The sequence below is a fragment of the Bacteroides celer genome, assembly GCF_002632415.2.
Classification (GTDB): Bacteria; Bacteroidota; Bacteroidia; order Bacteroidales; family Bacteroidaceae; genus Bacteroides.
In genome coordinates, this window is sequence record NZ_CP178209.1 from 5417468 (window position 1) to 5437367 (window position 19900).

Consider the following 19900-nt stretch of genomic DNA (forward strand, 5'->3'; position numbering starts at 1 on the left):
GAGAACAAAATTTAATGTTGAAACTTCAAGTGAGAGATCAATTAATGATGAGAAATAAGATTAGACAAATACTTTGGCTGCTCTGCTGCCTTCCGGTGCTGACTGGTTGCATTGGGGAAGATGACTACGCCAATGATCCCAGAGGTAATTTCGAACAACTATGGAAGATCATTGACGAACAGTATTGTTTCCTGGATACGAAAGGTATTGACTGGGATGCTGTTCATGACGAATACAGCAAACTGATTATTCCGTCAATGTCTAATGATGACCTGTTCGACATCCTAAGCCAAATGCTTTATATCTTGAAAGACGGGCATGTCAATCTATCTTCTGCCAGTCGTATTTCTTATTACGATGCATGGTATCAGGGCTACCCTTGGAATTATAGAGAAGATATTCTTTATAACTATTATCTGGGTAGTGCCAATTCAGGCTATCGCACATCCGCTGGTCTTAAATATAAAATATTCGACAATAACATAGGATACATACGTTATGAAAGTTTCAGTGCCGGAGTTGGAGATGGCAATTTGGATGAGGTCCTTTACTATTTACAAATCTGCAATGGACTAATTATCGATGTCCGTGATAACGGAGGAGGTAATCTAACCAATTCTTCACGCATAGCTGCCCGGTTCACTGAAAAACTGGCATTAACAGGATATATCCAACATAAGACAGGTCCGGGACACAATGATTTCTCAGAGATGGAACCCATTTATTTAGAACCCTCCAACAGTATTCGTTGGCAAAAAAAGGTCGTGATACTAACCAATCGTCGATGTTATAGTGCCACAAATGATTTTGTTAACATAATGCGCAGTTTAAACAATGATAACGAGGATAAAAGAATCATCCAGCTGGGCGATCAGACCGGTGGTGGATCAGGACTACCATTTTCATCAGAATTACCCAATGGCTGGAGCGTCCGCTTCTCTGCCAGCCCCCACTTTGATAAGTATGGAAAGTCATTGGAAGATGGAATAAAACCTGATGTATACGTAAACATGGATAAGATTCTGGAAGAAGGGATAGAGCAGGGTGACATAGAATCACAAAAGAAAGATCCACTGATTGAAAAGGCATTCGAAATCTTAAGTGAATAACTTTATTGCCGAATTATTTGCCAAATCAGAAAATCTTCCTATCTTTGCACCGCTAAACAAAAAAGCTACGCATGCGGCTGTGGCGTAATTGGTAGCCGCGCCAGACTTAGGATCTGGTGTCGTGAGACGTGTAGGTTCGAGTCCTATCAGCCGCACTAAAAATAAACTAGAAGCCTTCAAGATACTATCTTGGAGGCTTTTTAATTGGTTAGACATGAATAAACATCAACTTTGCTGCATCGGTCACATCACATTAGACAAAGTAGTCACTCCCCAAAACACTGTCTATATGCCGGGAGGAACGGCTTTTTATTGTTCACATGCCATCCGCCATTTTAACGACATCGATTACGCTTTAGTAACAGCAGTTGGTGCCACTGAAATGAACGTCGTGGAGCAACTACGTGAAATGGGTATTCATGTAACCGCCCTGCCAAGCAAATATTCCGTATACTTCGAGAATATCTATGGCGCCAATCCGGACGACCGTACTCAACGTGTATTAGCGAAAGCCGATCCGTTCACTGCCGGTCAGCTGAAAGATATAGATGCGCAAATCTACCATCTCGGCTCTCTGCTGGCAGACGACTTCTCGTTGGAAGTAATCAAAGAACTATCTCAAAAAGGGTTGATTGCAGTAGACTCACAAGGCTATTTACGTGAAGTGCGTGACACTCACGTCTATCCGGTGGATTGGACAGATAAGCGGGAGGCTCTGCAATATATCCATTTCCTGAAAGTCAACGAGCACGAGATGGAAGTGCTGACAGGTCTTTCCGATCCACATGAAGCTGCCCGTCAATTATATGAATGGGGCGTGAAAGAAGTGCTTGTCACCTTGGGAAGCATGGGATCACTTATTTTCGACGGAAAAGACTTCTATCGTATTCCGGCTTATAAACCCAAAGAAGTGGTAGATGCAACAGGGTGTGGAGACACTTACACTATCGGGTATCTATACCAACGGGTATCGGGTGCCGGCATCGAAGAAGCCGGACGTTTTGCAGCAGCCATGTCAACTTTAAAAATAGAGAAATCAGGTCCTTTCAATGGCAGCAAAGAAGATGTCATTCAATGTATGACCACTGCGGAACAGATGTTTTAAAACAGGGAATCATAAAACGAACAGCGTATATATAGGATATACCTCCCCCAACGGGTAATCCTCATCTCATTATTCAGGCACGAACCGGTGTTGTTCGTGCCTGACTTTTTTCAACAGTCACCTCTCTTTTAGTGTTAAAATCAACCATTCCCTCTTTTTTCCAAAATCTTTTTTGAATTTCGTTTGTTTCCTTTGTTACTCTTGCCAAAAGACGGCAGAAAAAAGACTTCAACCTAAATAATAACAAATGGAAAAATTTAATGCAATGAGGACTAGACTTTTACAACATCTTCAGAAAAAAGCCATCAGGTCAAAGAGCATCATGACGCTTGTTTGCCTGCTACTGGCCTCTGCATCAGCCTTTGCACAGACAAAGACGGTGACAGGAACAGTGACGGACGCTGCCAATGAACCATTAATCGGCGCATCGGTACTCGTACAAGGAACTTCCACCGGAACCATCACGGACATGGACGGTAAATATTCAATCTCTGTCACTCCGGAGGACGTACTGGCATTTTCATACGTGGGGATGACTTCGCAAACCATTAAAGTGGGGACACAGAACGTCATCAATGTCACTTTAAAAGAAGATTCACAAGTACTAGCCGAAACAGTCGTTATCGGATACGGTAGTGCAAAGAAAAGAGACTTGACAGGTTCTATCACCAATATCAAAGGAGAAGAGTTAGCCAACAAACCGGCAATGAATCCGCTATCTTCCCTTCAGGGGAAAGTGGCAGGTGTGCAGATTGTAAACTCCGGACGAGCCGGATCGGACCCGGAAATCCGTATTCGCGGAACAAACTCCATCAACGGATATAAACCGCTGTACATTGTCGACGGATTATTCAATGACAACATCAATTTCCTGAATCCGGAGGACATCGAATCCATGGAAATCCTGAAAGACCCGTCATCTCTGGCTATCTTCGGTGTTCGCGGTGCGAATGGTGTTATCATCATTACCACAAAGAAAGCCAAAGAGGGACAGACACTGGTCAATATCAATACTTCTTTCGGTTTCAAGAAAGTGGTAGATAAAGTGAAATTGGTGAATGGTTCACAATTCAAGGAACTATATAACGAACAGCTCGCCAATCAGAAAGATGACCCTTTCGATTATAGCGGTTGGGATGCCAATACAGACTGGCAAGACGAGATTTTCCAAACTGCCTTCATTACCAACAACAACATCAGTATTACAGGAGCTTCCCCCAAACATAGTTTCTATCTGGGCGTAGGCTACTCTTACGAACAAGGAAACATCGAGCATGAGAAATTCAGCAAGGTGACCATCAATGCCAGTAATGATTATAAGATTACAGACTTTTTGAAAGTCGGATTCCAGTTTAACGGAGCACGTATGCTTCCTGCAGATTCCAAACAGGTATTGAACGCTCTTCGTTCGGCTCCTATCGCTCCGGTATATAACGAAGAATATGGATTATATACGGCTCTGCCCGAATTCCAGAAAGCGCAGATCAACAATCCGATGGTAGACGTCGAATTGAAAGCGAATACTACCAAAGCAGAGAACTACCGGGCATCCGGTAACATTTACGGTGAGGTAGACTTCCTGAAACATTTCACTTTCAAAGCCATGTTCTCCATGGACTATGCATCGAACAACGGGCGTACGTATACGCCGATTGTGAAAGTATATGATGCCACTGTCAACGGAGGTGTTTCTACTTTGGGAACAGGAAAGACCGAGGTCAGCCAGTTCAAAGAGAATGAAACGAAAGTGCAGAGTGACTACCTGCTGACATACACCAACAGCTTCGACAACGGCAACCATAACCTGACAGCTACCGCCGGTTTTACTACTTACTACAATTCGTTGAGCCGATTGGACGGAGCACGCAAGCAGGGGGTCGGACTGGTTATTCCGGATAATCCGGACAAATGGTTTGTCAGCATCGGCGATGCAGCTACCGCTACCAATGGAAGTACTCAATGGGAACGCAGTACATTATCCGTACTTGCACGCGTGATCTACAACTATAAAGGCAAATACTTGTTCAACGGTTCTTTCCGCCGGGATGGTTCTTCCGCTTTCTCCTACACAGGCAATGAATGGCAGAACTTCTTCTCACTGGGTGGAGGTTGGTTGATGTCCGAAGAAGAATTTATGAAAGACATCAAATGGCTGGATATGTTGAAAATCAAAGCATCTTACGGTACGTTAGGAAACCAGAACCTGGATAAAGCCTATCCTGCCGAACCCTTATTGACCAATGCTTATTCGGCCGTATTCGGTAAACCGTCCATCATTTATCCCGGATACCAGCTTGCCTATCTTCCTAATCCTAACCTGCGTTGGGAAAAAGTAGAAGCCTGGGAAGCCGGATTTGAAACGAACCTGCTTCGCAACCGCTTGCATTTTGAGGGTGTTTACTATAAGAAGAATACCAAAGATTTGTTAGCCGAAGTTCCCGGAATTTCCGGAACTATCCCCGGTATCGGAAACTTGGGAGAGATTCAGAATAAAGGAGTGGAAATGGCTGTAACCTGGCGCGATCAGATTGGTGATTGGGGATATTCCGTCAGTGCCAACCTGACTACTATCAAGAATGAGGTAAAAAGTCTTGTTCAGGAAGGATATTCCATCATTGCCGGAGATAAGCAGCAAAGTTACACAATGGCAGGTTATCCTATCGGATATTTCTACGGTTACAAAGTGGCAGGCGTTTATCAGTCACAAGCGGATATTGACGCATCACCCAAAAATACACTGGCTACCGTTACCCCCGGTGACCTGAAATTCGCCGATGTGAACGGTGACGGAGAAATCACCCCGGAAGACCGTACCATGATAGGCAACCCGACTCCAAAGGTCACTTACGGTTTTTCTCTCAGAGTAGACTACAAGAATTGGTCGTTAGGCATCGACATGATGGGACAAGGTGGAAACAAGATTTTCCGTACATGGGATAACTACAATTTTGCCCAGTTCAACTACCTGGAACAACGCTTGGACCGCTGGCACGGAGAAGGTACGTCCAACACCCAACCGTTGCTGAACACCAAACATTCCATCAACAACCTCAACTCCGACTATTACATTGAGGACGGCAAATTCTTCCGTATCCGCAACGTACAGTTAGCGTATACGTTCGACAAGAGCTTAATTGCCAAAATACGTCTGCAAGCTCTGAAAGTCTATGTCAACATACAGAACTTGAAGACATGGAAACATAACACCGGATATACTCCCGAACTTGGAGGAACTGCCACCGCATTCGGAGTAGATAACGGCAGTTATCCTGTACCTGCAGTCTATACCTTCGGTATCAACCTAACATTCTAGTGACAAGGTGCCACTGCCAGTTTTCCATGCGGAACACAACTTTAATCTTTAAAACTATCATTATATGAAACTGAATAAATATATATTTGCAACCCTTATTACTTCAACTACATTATTTCTAGGCAGCTGTAGTGACTTTCTGGATCGTAGTCCACAAGGACAGTTTACGGAAGATGATAATCCGAACGCTCTGGTCAACGGGAAGATTTATAATGTCTATACGATGATGCGTAACTATAATGTGACAGCCGGCCCTCCTGCTTTTGCCATCCACTGTTTCCGTTCGGAAGATTCGGAAAAAGGAAGTATTGCCAGCGATGGCTCTGATGTAGCCGAAATGTATGATGATTTTGTGTATACACCGACCAACGGCCTACTGGGTGCTTATTGGGGACAGAATTATGCCATCATCTACCAATGTAATGAGATTCTTGATGCCATTGCAGAAAAAGAAACAGCCGGACAAACAGAAACTGAAGACATCATCAATAAGGGAGAGGCCTCTTTCTTCCGTGCTTATTGCTACTTCAATCTGGTAAGAGCTTTCGGCGAAGTTCCTTTGGTGACTTATAAAATCAACGATGCTTCGGAAGCCAATATCCCGAAGACAAGTGCTGATAAAATCTATGAGCAAATCGACAAGGACCTGAAAACAGCAGAAGAGTCATTGCCGGAAACATGGAGCAGCGAATACACCGGACGACTGACTTGGGGAGCTGCCCGTTCCTTACACGCGCGTACTTATATGATGCGCAACGACTGGAACAATATGTACACAGCCTCCACCGACGTCATCAAAAAGGGGCTCTACAACTTAAAGACTCCGTATAATGAGATTTTCACGGATGATGGTGAAAATAACGGAGGTTCTATATTCGAGTTGCAATGTACAGCTACTGCCGCTCTTCCTCAAAGTACCGTTATCGGTAGCCAGTTCTGTGAAGTACAAGGTGTACGCGGAGCAGGTCAATGGGACTTGGGATGGGGATGGCACATGGCAACAGAGTATATGGCGCAAGCATACGAACAGGGTGATCCACGCAAAAACTCTACCCTACTCTACTTCCGCCACTCGGACAGCGATCCTATCACACCGGAAAACACCAACGAACCATACGGCGAGTCTCCGGTTTCCCCGGCAATGGGTGCTTATTTCAATAAGAAAGCCTATACCGACCCGGCATTGCGTAAAGAATATACCAACAAAGGATTCTGGGTAAACATTCGTCTGATCCGCTACGCAGATGTACTGCTGATGGGAGCCGAATCAGCTAATGAAAAAGGTATTCCGGGTGAAGCAATCGACTATTTGGAACAAGTACGCGCACGCGCCAGAGGCACCAATAGCAATATATTGCCTAAAGTGACGACTACCGATCAGGGAGAATTGCGTGAGGCCATCCGCCACGAACGCCGTGTGGAATTAGGATTGGAATTCGACCGTTTCTATGACCTCGTTCGTTGGGGCATTGCAAAAGAAGTGTTGCACGCAGCCGGTAAAACCAATTATCAGGACAAAAACGCACTGCTTCCACTGCCACAGACAGAGATCGACAAGTCTAAGGGAGTGTTAGTACAGAACCCCGACTACCAATAAGAAAGTTCCTCGGTGCCGAACGGTTGTTTCCTCGGTGCCGAAACTACTGTTCCTCGGTGTCGAACAATGTCCTCCTCGGTGCCGGACATTCAACATATAGGGAGGACTTTATATGAATGGATATAAAAGTAGAAATAATAGCATGATATACAAAAAGTTAAGTCTATCCGTCCTGTTGTTTGCCGCAGGTTTTCTGACCGCATCGGCACAGAAGTCGCCACAGGATATGGATCGCTTCATCGACGTATTGATGAACAAAATGACTTTGGAAGAAAAGATCGGACAGTTGAACCTCCCCGTCACCGGAGAGATTACCACGGGACAAGCCAAAAGCAGCGATATTGCCGCTAAAATCAAGAAAGGCGAAGTGGGAGGGTTGTTCAACCTGAAAGGAGTGGAGAAAATACGTGAAGTACAGAAGCAGTCTGTGGAACAATCCCGTTTAGGAATTCCATTGCTGTTCGGTATGGACGTCATTCACGGATACGAAACGATGTTCCCTATCCCACTCGGCCTGTCTTGCACTTGGGACATGACAGCCATTGAGGAATCGGCCCGCATTGCAGCCGTAGAAGCCAGTGCCGACGGCATTTCATGGACTTTCAGCCCGATGGTGGATATTTCACGCGACCCTCGTTGGGGACGTGTGTCCGAAGGCAGCGGCGAAGACCCGTTTCTCGGAGCTATGATTGCCGAAGCGATGGTGCGCGGCTATCAGGGGAAGAACATGGAACGGAATGATGAAATCATGGCCTGTGTAAAGCATTTTGCACTATATGGTGCGGGAGAAGCAGGACGTGACTATAACACCGTAGATATGAGCCGGCAGCGGATGTTCAATGATTATATGCTGCCGTATGAAGCAGCCGTTGAAGCAGGTGTAGGTAGCGTGATGGCTTCTTTTAATGAAGTGGATGGTATTCCGGCCACTGCCAACAAATGGCTGATGACAGACATTCTCCGCGGACAGTGGGGATTCAACGGTTTTGTGGTAACCGATTATACGGGTATTTCAGAAATGATCGACCATGGTATCGGTGATCTTCAAACGGTATCCGCCCGTGCCATCAATGCCGGAGTGGATATGGATATGGTAAGCGAAGGCTTTGTGGGGACATTGAAGAAATCCGTTCAGGAAGGAAAAGTCTCTATGGAAACGCTAAATACGGCTTGCCACCGTATTCTGGAAGCCAAATATAAACTGGGATTGTTTGATAATCCTTATAAATATTGCGATCCGAAACGTCCGGCACGCGATATCTTTACCAAAGCGCATCGCGACGCAGCCCGCAGTATTGCAGCAGAAAGTTTCGTTCTTCTGAAAAACGACAGTCCCGACGGCAATCCGAACGGAAATCCGTTACTGCCTTTCAATCCGAAAGGAAATATTGCAGTGATCGGTCCGTTGGCAAACAGCCGGAGTAATATGCCGGGTACATGGAGCGTAGCAGCCGTGCTCGACCGCTGCCCTTCTCTCGTGGAAGGACTGAAAGAGATGACTGCCGGAAAAGCGAATATCATGTACGCCAAAGGAAGTAATCTGATTAGTGATGCTAGTTACGAAGAACGGGCAACGATGTTCGGCCGTTCCCTGAACCGCGATAACCGCACCGACCAACAATTGTTGGATGAAGCGTTGAACGTAGCCCGCCGGTCGGACATTATCATCGCTGCCTTAGGCGAATCTTCCGAAATGAGTGGTGAAAGTAGCAGCCGCACGGATTTAAACATTCCCGATGTACAGCAGAATCTGTTGAAAGAGCTTTTAAAGACAGGCAAACCGGTAGTACTGGTATTATTTACAGGTCGTCCGCTTACGTTGACTTGGGAACAGGAACACGTGCCCGCCATTCTGAATGTATGGTTTGGAGGTAGTCAAGCAGCTTACGCCATTGGCGACGCCCTCTTCGGTTATGTCAATCCGGGTGGTAAACTGACTATGACTTTCCCGAAGAACGTCGGCCAGATACCTCTTTATTATGCGCACAAGAATACCGGACGTCCTTTGAAAGAAGGTAAATGGTTTGAGAAATTCCGCAGTAACTATCTCGACGTGGATAATGATCCGCTTTATCCGTTCGGTTACGGTCTTTCTTATACTACTTTCTCTTACAGTGATATCGACTTGAGCCATTCCAGCATGGACATGACCGGATCATTGACCGCAGCAGTGGAAGTTACCAATACCGGCACATGGCCCGGCACGGAAGTAGTACAGCTTTATATCCGTGACGTTGTAGGCAGCAGCACCCGTCCCGTCAAAGAATTGAAAGGCTTTCAGAAAATATTCCTGGAACCGGGAGAGATGAAGATTGTCCGTTTCAAGATTGCACCGGAAATGCTACGGTATTATAATTATGACCTGCAACTGGTTGCCGAACCGGGCGACTTTGAAGTGATGATCGGCACGAACAGCCGGGATGTGAAAACTGCGAAATTTACATTGAACTAAACTTTTAGGCACGGATTACACGGATTACGCTGTTGTTTTATGTAACCACAATTCCTAAAACCGTGAAATCCGTGTAATCCGTGCCTAATCCTATAAATTATGACCTTGATTATGAACGATAAATATAAAAGAATCGCAGTGATGAGCGCACTTCCGCTCATGTTACTGTTTCTATCCGCCATCGCCCTGACTTTCCAAAGCTGTAAAGGGAAAAGCAAGAATGACAACCTTACTGCCGCCACCGACTCCCTGTCGGACGACGCCCTGATGGACACCGTTCAGCGACGGACTTTCCTCTATTTCTGGGAAGGTGCCGAACCGAATAGCGGTCTGGCTCCCGAACGGTATCATGTGGACGGCGTATATCCTGAAAATGATGCCAATGTAGTCACTTCCGGCGGTAGCGGTTTCGGCATCATGGCTATCCTTGCGGGAATCGACTGCGGTTATGTCACCCGCGAAGAAGGACGGACGCGCATGGAACGCATCGTTTCTTTCCTCGAAAAAGCAGACCGTTTCCACGGAGCCTACCCCCACTGGTGGTATGGTGACACCGGAAAGGTGAAACCGTTTGGCCAGAAAGACAACGGAGGTGACCTCGTAGAGACAGCTTTCCTCATACAAGGTCTGCTTGCCGTACACCAATATTACGTCAACGGAAATGAGAAAGAGAAAGCACTCGCTCAACGTATCGACCGGATTTGGCGGGATGTCGACTGGGACTGGTACCGGAAAGGCGGGCGAAATGTCCTTTACTGGCATTGGAGTCCGACGTATGGCTGGGAAATGAATTTCCCCGTACATGGTTACAACGAATGTATGATTATGTATATTCTTGCCGCCGCTTCTCCTACACATGGAGTACCTGCAGCCGTTTATCATGACGGTTGGGCACAGAACGGAGCCATCGTCTCTCCCCATAAAGTAGAAGGAATCGAATTGCATCTCCGCTATCAGGGCACGGAAGCCGGACCGCTTTTCTGGGCTCAATATTCTTTCCTCGGACTCGATCCGGTAGGATTGAAAGATGAATACTGCCCCAGCTACTTCCACGAAATGCGCAACCTGACATTAGTCAACCGTGCCTACTGCATCCGCAACCCCAAACATTACAAAGGTTTCGGACCGGATTGTTGGGGACTGACTGCCAGCTACTCCGTTGATGGATATGCAGCTCATTCACCCAACGAGCAGGACGACAAAGGAGTCATCTCTCCTACCGCCGCACTTTCATCGATTGTCTATACACCGGAGTATTCCATGCAGGTAATGCGCCATTTGTATGGTATGGGAGATAAAGTGTTCGGTCCTTTCGGATTCTATGATGCTTTCAGCGAAACGGATAATTGGTATCCGCAACGGTATCTGGCTATCGATCAGGGACCTATCGCTGTAATGATCGAAAATTACCGGACAGGGTTGTTATGGAACCTTTTCATGAGCCATCCTGACGTACAAGCCGGATTGACCAAACTTGGTTTTAACACCAACAAGCAAGATGTGAGACAGAAATAAGTGGGAACCACGGTGCGTGGAAGTGGTCTACTGACCACCTCCGCCACCAGTGTTTCCACCTCCTCCGCCACCTTTCACATCATCATTGTCGATGCTGCGTGCAGCTTTCTTCACACTGGCTTTCAACTCTCCAATCCGATAGCTGACGCTAAAGCCAAAATACCGGCTTGGATACTTGCTCGAACTTTTCGAGATAAAGTTAACTCCTTCCGTGTGATTATTGTAAGTTCTGTATTTCTCTACGATATTGCTACAATAAATATTCAAAGAAAGACGTTCCTCTTTCAGGAAAGAACGGCTCAATCCCAAGCTATAATAATTGTATCCCGAACCTCTCCCCTGCAAACTGATACGCGGTGTACTTCCACCTCCGTTCAAGCTCAAACGGACTTTTCCCGGTAAAGTCTGCTGAATTCCTCCATACGCAGAAGCATTCCATCCATAATTATGCAACTCTTGAGCAGGACTCCGCAAATCACTGTAATTTCCACGCCCATTGATATAAATCCTCGTTTTGGGAGAAGCATTCCAGTTCAAATAAAAATTCAATCCTGTTTCCCGGCTTTTACCAATATTATCATACGTGCTATACAAAGCACCATAAGGAGCTTTATGACCACCTTCAAATATTTCTCCGTCTTTATCGGTTATTAAGCGACTGACTCTTTCAATTCCATTGTTATTGAAAGAATGGCGCAAAGAGAGGTTGATGTTGAACTTGGCCGTAAAACTGCTGTAAGACAAATCAAACGAATGGCTCTTTTCACTTTTCAGGTTCGGATTTCCCTGATTGATAAACATCGGATCCTGATTATCGAAATAAGGATTCAAGTTCCAAATGCCCGGACGCCAGATACGCATATTATATCCACCGCGGAGGTTTTGCGTCTTGCCTAGTTTTATTCCCAAAGAGACGGAAGGAACCAGATCGCTAAAGTTCGAGTTAAAATTCTCGCCTGCACCGACCAGATACTTCACTTCCTGTATGGTTTGCTCATAACGAAGTCCCGGTTTGAAAGTAAAATCCTTGTATTTCAGCGTATATCCGGCATAAGCGGAAATGATATGATTCAGATGGCGGTACTCGCTACTGCGTTTCTCATTATATGCATAGTTTTCACTTTCCCCTTCGGTGTCATAAAACCGATTATCACTGGAGTTGCGCCGGAAAATATATTTAGCACCGGTTTCAAGTGTATGCAACTTTCCAATCGGAGTAGTATAGTCCACCTGGAAGGTTTGTTCCATCGTATTCGTCTTTCCGTCCGAATGGAAATTCTTCAATGACAGTTCTTTGATGATATCCAGTTTATTCTCATCAGGCTCGATATCCAGATAAGTATTATATGAATCATTCGTTTGGGGTTGGGAATTGATTTTATAAGAAAGCGTAATCATTCGTTCTTTATTCTTTCGGGAAGTACGCTGATAGTCTATATTTCCGTTGATAGAATACCATGACCCTTTTCCATGATTGTCGGTCCTATAACGGTACGCAAAATCCTGTCGGTCAGCTCCGTGCATAATCGTATTTCCGCCACTGTTACTTTTGTCACTGCTACCGTACATTCCGAAAGCCACGGTCAGCAACCTCAACGTATCAATCTCGTAACTGGCTTCCAAATTGCCATATTGGAAATTACCCTTCGATTTGGAACTGCTTTCCGACTCCAAGAACTTTTCATTCTCTTTATCAGGTTCATAATTCTCCCGGTAACTGTCGGAATAGCTGCGCGGACTATTATTATAATTATAGTTGTAATTGGCAGAAACCGTCAGTTTGCCCTGTTTTACCATTGCATAAGTGCCGGCACCTACCCCATTATTGCTGGCATTTCCTCTGAAAGTAGCCGTATATCCTTCAAATCCGGTACCCACTGTGACGATATTCAGAATACCTCCGATACCTTCCGCATCATATTTAGCTCCCGGTGAAGTGATCACCTCAATATATTTGATTGTGTTTGCCGGCATACTTTTCAGTACTTCCTTCGGATTATTGCTCATCATATTATTGGGCTTTCCATTCACATGTATCTTGAAACTGCTACTGCCGTTCACCTGTACATTGTCTTCTCCATCCACCGTTACCAAAGGCACTTTCCGAAGCATCTCCAATATACTGTTCGATTTTGAGTCCGGGTCATCTTCAATATTATATTCAATCTTATCCACATCTACCTTTACCAAAGGTTTTTGTGCAATTACCTCCACTCCTTTCAATACGTTATTGGCTTCTGAAGAAATCATTGTGCCCAAGTCAACCTCCTTCACGGACGGTTTTAAAGTAAATTCCTTTACTATCGGCGCTTTACCAATCGAAGAAATAGTGATGATGTAATTACCCGCAGCGACATTCAGTTTCTCCTGAAATTTACCATTCGCCCCAGTCACCGCCATCTTGACTGCTTTATCCGGAGCATTTTTCTTTGCTATTTTGATGGTAGCATACGGTTCTCCCTCTTGTGTTAAAGAATCAATAAGTACTCCTTTGACTGTATAAGAAGGAGCCGTGGATTTTTGTGCCCACCCCGCCACGGAGGTAGCGAATACGAATAGAATTAGTAGTAACAGTCTGTGTTTCATGACTAGAAATATATTAGTTTATGTTTATTAGACGCAAGACATTCAAAAATGCTGCAAATTCGAGAGCCAAAAGTAGTTGGTTTATCTACACTTACGAATTTTTCGGAGTTAAGAATATAAAACGAATGGATAAAAAATCTTACTACAGTATATTTCTAGTATTTTTAAACATTTCTGTTTAGGGATTTCTTTAAATATATCTATTCAGGGTTTAAAATGAGATAGAATGGTATTTACCGTCGCATCAACCGTATCAGCCGCCTTAAGTGAGCGCAGATTCTTCCAATCCAGCAGGTACTAAAGTTCTCTTCATATTTCGTGAACACTTTCTCACAATCCCGGAGCCGGCTGTTTTGCCTTTTCATAGCTGTTTGTATCTCTTTCATTCGAGCTATTTGCTCCCTTTGATACAAGAGTTCCTTGTCTTGACAGCCAATAATTTCAGCATATAAGTTACAGATATTTGCTTTTCCAATACATAGGTCTTCCAATGTATCGATATACTCGGCTGTAACTCGATCCTTATTCTGATGCAGGAACCCGATAAGGCTTTCTTCATCAACAGTGGTGATACCTTTCTCATACGACATCGGGAATCTTTTCATATCCGCCCAAAGCCAGATTACTTCTTTGTTGATTCCATACTTGGCCGCCGCTTCTTCTACGCTAATCCATTTTGGCATAATGCTTTTGTTTTAATGTGTTCCACAATAAAGATTGAATATTATTTTGTTTATATGGAGCAACGGGCATTCACGTTTTCTGTATTTCGGGCGGACGGGAAATTGTTTAGGTTAGACTTTTTGGGGTAATCATAACCGACCGGACACAAAAAAGACGTGGATGCTGTTGCACCATTATCTACCTCCTAAGGCTAGCAATACCCTTGTACTAGACAATGATAACAACAGACACCCACGTCAATCGTTTATATATAACACATCTTTACCGGATATGTTGATATACAGTCGTTAACGTGGAGTATCTGTCGAATCATCTCTCCGTACAAAAGTTGCTAATTTTAGGAAGAGAGAGATAATACACATATACTCAATTAAGTAATATATAGCGCCTTCTACTAGTTTCATCACGCTGATGAGCAGAAAGCGTACGACAAAGATATACATATTTTTTTAATGTGGTGGAAATATGGGAATAAATGCTAGAAGTTATGTATATTCAGCAAACCGGCCCAATTGTAATTCCTGGGAGATTTGGTTCAGGACAGCCATATCCCTGAAATTTGATTCATTCCAGACTGTTTTGAATAAAATAATGGAGTATTCTGAAAACGTTGTGATAAATCTGAAAAAGACGATTGAGTTTTTAAGATTCCCCGTTATCTTTTTATTATAAGATATGGGTCAAAGGTGAGGGATGGTGAGGGTAGATTTATAACTTTCGTATTTTTTTTTATAGATAAAAAAGGAGATAGTATAGAAAATAATAAAATAAAAGGTTATAAATCTACCCTCACCATCCCTCACCCTTGACCCATTCATTAGCGTACCGTTTAACTCGTTTCTGCACAAACAGTACGTACTGTTTTCTACACCTCATTCAGTTAAAAGCAACTATACTTATACTTTCCTTTTTTTAAAAGCTATGAAGTACCCGGAAATTTATTACCTTTGTGTAATTGATTTATAAAACCGGAGTATATGAGCACTAAAATTTATCCCATTGGTATACAGAATTTCGAAAAGATTCGTAATGACGGTTATTTCTATATTGATAAAACGGCATTGATGTATCAAATGGTAAAAACCGGTAGTTATTATTTCTTAAGCCGCCCGCGCCGCTTCGGAAAGAGTCTGCTCATCTCTACTCTTGAAGCCTATTTTCAAGGAAAAAAAGAACTGTTTGCAGGACTGGCTGTAGAAAGGTTGGAAAAGGATTGGATTAAATATCCGATACTACATCTGGACCTTAATATCGAGAAATATGACACTCTGGAGAGCCTAGATAATATACTCGAAAAATCGCTGACTGCTTGGGAAAAGCTCTATGGAGCCGAGCCATCCGAACGGTCATTTTCCCTGCGTTTCGCCGGCATCATTGAACGCGCCTGCAAGCAGGCAGGACAGCGCGTAGTCATTCTGGTAGATGAATATGATAAACCTATGCTGCAAGCCATCGGTAACGAAGAGCTACAAAAGAAATTCCGGGATACTTTAAAACCTTTTTATGGGGCACTTAAAACAATGGATGGGTGCATAAAGTTCGCGTTCTTGACCGGTGTCACCAAGTTCGGCAAAGTCAGCGTGTTCAGCGACTTGAATAATCTGGATGACATATCAATGCGGAAGGATTATGTTGAAATCTGCGGTGTCAGCGACCAGGAAATTCACGAAAATCTGGAAACAGAACTTCATGAATTCGCAGATGCACGCGGAATAACATATGATAGGCTCTGTACAGAATTAAAAGACTGTTATGACGGTTATCACTTTACGCATAATTCTATCGGCATATATAATCCGTTTAGTCTGCTCAATGCTTTCAAATATAAAGAGTTCGGTAGCTATTGGTTTGAAACGGGCACACCTACCTATCTGGTTAAGTTACTAAAAAAGCATCATTATGATCTGGAACGGATGGCACACGAAGAAACTGATGCACAAGTACTGAATAGCATCGACTCCGAATCAACCAACCCGATTCCAGTGATTTACCAAAGCGGATACCTCACCATTAAAGGATATGACGAACGTTTTGGCATATACCGTTTAGGTTTCCCCAACCGTGAAGTAGAAGAAGGATTCATTCGCTTTCTGCTTCCTTTTTACGCGAATGTGAATAAGGTGGAATCCCCATTTGAAGTTCAAAAATTCGTCCGTGAAGTAGAAACGGGAGATTATGATTCTTTCTTCCACCGCCTGCAGAGTTTCTTTGCCGATACGACTTACGAAGTAATCCGGGAGCAGGAACTACATTATGAGAACGTACTTTTCATCGTTTTCAAGCTGGTTGGCTTCTATACCAAGGTGGAATACCACACTAATGACGGGCGTATAGATCTCGTGCTACAGACAGAGAAGTTCATTTATATAATGGAATTCAAGCTAAACGGAACAGCAGAAGAGGCTTTGCAGCAAATTAATGACAAACGCTATGCGCTACCTTTCGAAGCGGATGGACGGAAACTATTCAAGATAGGAATTAACTTCAGTGAGAAAACCCGTAATATCGAAAAATGGGTGGTAGAATCCTGAAGTATACCCCGCCTTGAAAAGAGACTGTTATTATTAACGTGGTGATCTTATTCCAATCCCGGCCACGCTTTTGTTGAATACGTAGCCTCAAGTGCATTTTCCAGATTATCATTCAGATTTGGGAAGAAATCGATTCCTGTCTTTTCTTCCAGTTCGTCTATTGATAACGCATAGTCAACAAGTTTTATTGTTTTTGACGGTTTGCTGTCCGTATGTTCCATCCAGAAAGCAATTGCTTTGAAAGAATCTCCCTTTTTAAACAACAAAGCCATATAATAATATTTAGGAACAGGCTTGCTACGGTCGCCACCTATATATTCTTTGACTTGTTCTTCCTTATCAATCGTTCCGCCTTTTACTACATACAAGGTATCTGAAGCTGTACAGCTACGCCCCCATGACTGTACTTGCCCTTCCAATGCCAACCAAACACCTGTATTAAAATTGTTCCGTTGCGGACTCATATTCGTGTAATAAAAGGTTTGGTCGTTAGCTTCTTGTCGATAAAGTCTGTCGGCAGAAGCACAAAGATGCCCTCTATCATAACCTTTTTTCCCAAAATCTACTTGAGTACGCTGATATTCCGTATCAAGAGAAGGGTCCGGAATAAAATTATCGCCACGAGTTGCCCCTTGCAGTCTAGTTTGATTATCGAATCGAAAAGCAACCCAACGGGAATGCTTCTTACTCTTATCGTATTCCATACTGAAAGAGGTTACTTTCTGCCCATTGAAAGTGGTGTAGTGTGTTACAAACACATCGTTTGCACCATTGCGGAGAGCAGGAAGTTCTACGATGCCGGTGGCAAAATTATTGGAGTCGTTATTATCATCTTTATCACAAGCAGCTAAAAGCAAACACAAACAAGCTACCCACACATTAATTCCTCTATACTTCATTTCCTTCTTCCTAAACATTAAATTATAATTAATCATTAAAAGATGAAAAGCTGCCACTCTTGTGGAGGGCAGCTTTCTTGTATCTTACAACTATTTTTTATTTCCCCACCTCTGTAATACTAGTTGGAGATTTCAATCCAGGAGTACTAAAATAGTTTTCCAAATTAGCCTGAATAATAACCTGTTTTCCAAGCTTGTCTGGATTAGTTTTCAATGCCCACGCTGTACGGATAGCCCCAGAAGGCAGCTGTACAGGAACCAGTTTACTAACTTCTGTCTCACCTTGTTTGTCAGCAATTACAATATTAGTATCTACACTAAAATTAGATGTTTGAATTTTACTCATCGCACCATCTGCAGCACCAACAATATAAGCCTTCACATAAAAAGGACCTTTCTGAGTACTATTAAGTGTTATTACATCTGCAGCAGAATATGGATGTGCTTCTGTTCCATCAGCATCACCCGGTTCAGGATCTCCACCTTCTCCTTTAACACCAATTAATCTAACATTATAAAGAAGTAATCCCATAGTATTATCAGTTCCAGTCGCTGAGAATTTTAATGTAGAATTTGCCGTACCTTGCACACTTAATTCCACCTGCATGTCGAAAAAGACATTCGCATCATTATTGTCTTTACTTACGACTTTACTTGCAGCTGTACCTTCTACACCATCCAGTGAAACCTTCAATACATTCAAATCAATAGAGTTTCCTGCACTAAACACATTGGCTCCCAATTCATACTTAACAATAAATTTACTATATTTTGATGCATCTATTCCTGAAATAGTGAACGTATGATCAAATTTGGCAGGAAACCATATACTATTAACTTTAGTTTGTTCTGTACGATTAGCTTCTGTCATATGTGCTTTAGCCCGAATATTACATTTTGGATCAGCTACTGTAAAAGTAAAATTAGCATTATCCCATCCCGTAAAATCAGCAACATTTGTATTCGCACCAACAACTGCACCAAAGGTCTCTGTAAAAACAGAATTCTCTTCCGGATCAGGTTCAGGAACCTCTCCACCACCTTGGCCTTTTCCTGCTTGAATATCATCCAAACGATAACTTAAAGCGTCTGTACTACTCGTGCTGGTATATTTGAATCCAACAAAACCTGTTTGACCTGCATAACTATCCAACTTAGCTTCCAATGATACCCACGTATTATCAGTTGTAGGCATACCATCAATTGTCAACTTATTAGATTCCATCTTACCGTTTACTAATTTCAAGAAGTAAACTTCCAAATTAGAGTTAGCAGCTGCTGTTGCATAATTATAAACTGCACACTTGAAAGAAACTGTCTTATCTGCAATTTCATCAACCTTGAAAGCTGGGGTTACAAACCAACATTCAAAACTACTACCTGAAGCATTGTAAGAAGTTGCTTGAATATATTTATCTGCATTAAAGACTTTTCCTTGCCAACGTCTGCCACCAATAACAGCTACATTATACCAATTTGCCAAAAGATAATCGTTATTATTTACTGCATCATCGAAAGTAGCAGAGAATGAATTCACAGGATTAGAATCATCCAGTCCGAGAGGATTATCCGGATCTGTTTCACCACTTCCACCAACATCTTTACCATCTAATGTCGCTGCAGTTGTACTCTTCACTCCCGGAAATCCATAGAATTTTTCCAATGAACCCTGGATAGCAAGAATATGTCCCAAATTAGTGGCATTTTCTGCAAGGTTTAATTTCGAATACAGCTCTGTTCCAGAACTTAATTGCACACAAACACAATTCTTTACATTTGTTTCTGTTGCACTAGCGGCTATCAACAAATTATTTTTCGCTGTAAATGGTGCTCCGAATTTCGCACTTCCAGAAGGATCTTCATAATTTTCTATAGCACCCACAATATATCCTTGCACCCAAGCTATGGAACCGTCTTGTTTCTGTTGTGCAGCTTCTATATTATATGGATTCTCTTTCGTACCATCACCCGTCAGTCCCGGAACATCACCTTCTCCCAATATATCATAAGGAGCCGGTACATCACTACATGAACTAAATGTGAACACTGTAAGCAGCGTCAAGAATAAAGCATTTAGAATCTTTTTCATAATTATATGTGTTAATTGAA

Annotated in this window: 11 protein-coding genes and 1 tRNA gene; 8 read left to right on the forward strand and 4 right to left on the reverse strand. The window is 43.2% G+C overall.

The annotated features are described in order from the left end of the window. The first annotated feature begins 14 nt into the window (after window positions 1–14). The 7 genes from CJF29_RS21745 (at window position 15) to CJF29_RS21775 (ending at window position 11091) form a co-directional block, all read left to right on the forward strand. Complete coding sequence (locus CJF29_RS21745; protein ID WP_176553117.1) at window positions 15–1109, forward strand: S41 family peptidase; 1095 nt, start codon at window positions 15–17, stop codon at window positions 1107–1109. Between the two features lie 73 nt (window positions 1110–1182). Further along, window positions 1183–1264, forward strand: a tRNA-Leu gene (locus CJF29_RS21750). Window positions 1265–1323: 59 nt separating this feature from the next. Further along, window positions 1324–2214, forward strand: coding sequence for a carbohydrate kinase family protein (locus tag CJF29_RS21755; RefSeq protein ID WP_099146325.1), 891 nt, complete (start codon window positions 1324–1326; stop codon window positions 2212–2214). Between the two features lie 247 nt (window positions 2215–2461). Further along, window positions 2462–5527 carry a SusC/RagA family TonB-linked outer membrane protein gene (locus CJF29_RS21760; RefSeq protein WP_099146324.1) on the forward strand — a complete coding sequence of 1022 codons (3066 nt, stop codon included), beginning with the start codon at window positions 2462–2464 and terminating at the stop codon, window positions 5525–5527. 64 nt (window positions 5528–5591) lie between these two features. After that, window positions 5592–7124, forward strand: a complete 1533-nt coding sequence (locus CJF29_RS21765; protein ID WP_099146323.1) for a RagB/SusD family nutrient uptake outer membrane protein — start codon at window positions 5592–5594, stop codon at window positions 7122–7124. Between the two features lie 142 nt (window positions 7125–7266). Beyond that, complete coding sequence (gene bglX / locus CJF29_RS21770; RefSeq protein WP_099146322.1) at window positions 7267–9576, forward strand: beta-glucosidase BglX; 2310 nt, start codon at window positions 7267–7269, stop codon at window positions 9574–9576. A 111-nt stretch (window positions 9577–9687) separates the two neighbouring features. Next, entirely contained in the window at window positions 9688–11091 is a 1404-nt protein-coding gene (locus CJF29_RS21775) for a glucoamylase family protein (protein ID WP_099146345.1), read from the forward strand. Window positions 11092–11118: 27 nt separating this feature from the next. Here CJF29_RS21775 and CJF29_RS21780 read toward each other — a convergent pair whose 3' ends face one another. Both CJF29_RS21780 and CJF29_RS21785 read right to left on the reverse strand, forming a co-directional pair. After that, window positions 11119–13677, reverse strand: a complete 2559-nt coding sequence (locus tag CJF29_RS21780; RefSeq protein ID WP_099146321.1) for an outer membrane beta-barrel family protein — start codon at window positions 13675–13677, stop codon at window positions 11119–11121. Window positions 13678–13910: 233 nt separating this feature from the next. After that, a complete protein-coding gene (locus CJF29_RS21785) occupies window positions 13911–14360 on the reverse strand; it encodes a hypothetical protein (RefSeq protein WP_099146320.1) in 450 nt (149 codons plus the stop codon). Between the two features lie 978 nt (window positions 14361–15338). Here CJF29_RS21785 and CJF29_RS21790 point away from each other — a divergent pair. Further along, window positions 15339–16892 carry an ATP-binding protein gene (locus CJF29_RS21790; RefSeq protein ID WP_004322320.1) on the forward strand — a complete coding sequence of 518 codons (1554 nt, stop codon included), beginning with the start codon at window positions 15339–15341 and terminating at the stop codon, window positions 16890–16892. Between the two features lie 47 nt (window positions 16893–16939). Here CJF29_RS21790 and CJF29_RS21795 read toward each other — a convergent pair whose 3' ends face one another. Further along, entirely contained in the window at window positions 16940–17791 is an 852-nt protein-coding gene (locus CJF29_RS21795; protein ID WP_099146319.1) for a DNA/RNA non-specific endonuclease, read from the reverse strand. 97 nt (window positions 17792–17888) lie between these two features. Further along, entirely contained in the window at window positions 17889–19880 is a 1992-nt protein-coding gene (locus CJF29_RS21800) for a DUF6359 domain-containing protein (RefSeq protein ID WP_099146318.1), read from the reverse strand. Window positions 19881–19900 lie beyond the last annotated feature (20 nt).

What these genes read in the sequence shown, in the direction of transcription:
- CJF29_RS21745 (WP_176553117.1), top strand. Translation starts at nt 15, where the DNA reads ATGTTGAAACTTCAAGTGAGAGATCAATTAATGATGAGAAATAAGATT.
- CJF29_RS21755 (WP_099146325.1), top strand. Translation starts at nt 1,324, where the DNA reads ATGAATAAACATCAACTTTGCTGCATCGGTCACATCACATTAGACAAA.
- CJF29_RS21760 (WP_099146324.1), top strand. Translation starts at nt 2,462, where the DNA reads ATGGAAAAATTTAATGCAATGAGGACTAGACTTTTACAACATCTTCAG.
- CJF29_RS21765 (WP_099146323.1), top strand. Translation starts at nt 5,592, where the DNA reads ATGAAACTGAATAAATATATATTTGCAACCCTTATTACTTCAACTACA.
- bglX (WP_099146322.1), top strand. Translation starts at nt 7,267, where the DNA reads ATGATATACAAAAAGTTAAGTCTATCCGTCCTGTTGTTTGCCGCAGGT.
- CJF29_RS21775 (WP_099146345.1), top strand. Translation starts at nt 9,688, where the DNA reads ATGAACGATAAATATAAAAGAATCGCAGTGATGAGCGCACTTCCGCTC.
- CJF29_RS21780 (WP_099146321.1), bottom strand. Translation starts at nt 13,677, where the DNA reads ATGAAACACAGACTGTTACTACTAATTCTATTCGTATTCGCTACCTCC.
- CJF29_RS21785 (WP_099146320.1), bottom strand. Translation starts at nt 14,360, where the DNA reads ATGCCAAAATGGATTAGCGTAGAAGAAGCGGCGGCCAAGTATGGAATC.
- CJF29_RS21790 (WP_004322320.1), top strand. Translation starts at nt 15,339, where the DNA reads ATGAGCACTAAAATTTATCCCATTGGTATACAGAATTTCGAAAAGATT.
- CJF29_RS21795 (WP_099146319.1), bottom strand. Translation starts at nt 17,791, where the DNA reads ATGAAGTATAGAGGAATTAATGTGTGGGTAGCTTGTTTGTGTTTGCTT.
- CJF29_RS21800 (WP_099146318.1), bottom strand. Translation starts at nt 19,880, where the DNA reads ATGAAAAAGATTCTAAATGCTTTATTCTTGACGCTGCTTACAGTGTTC.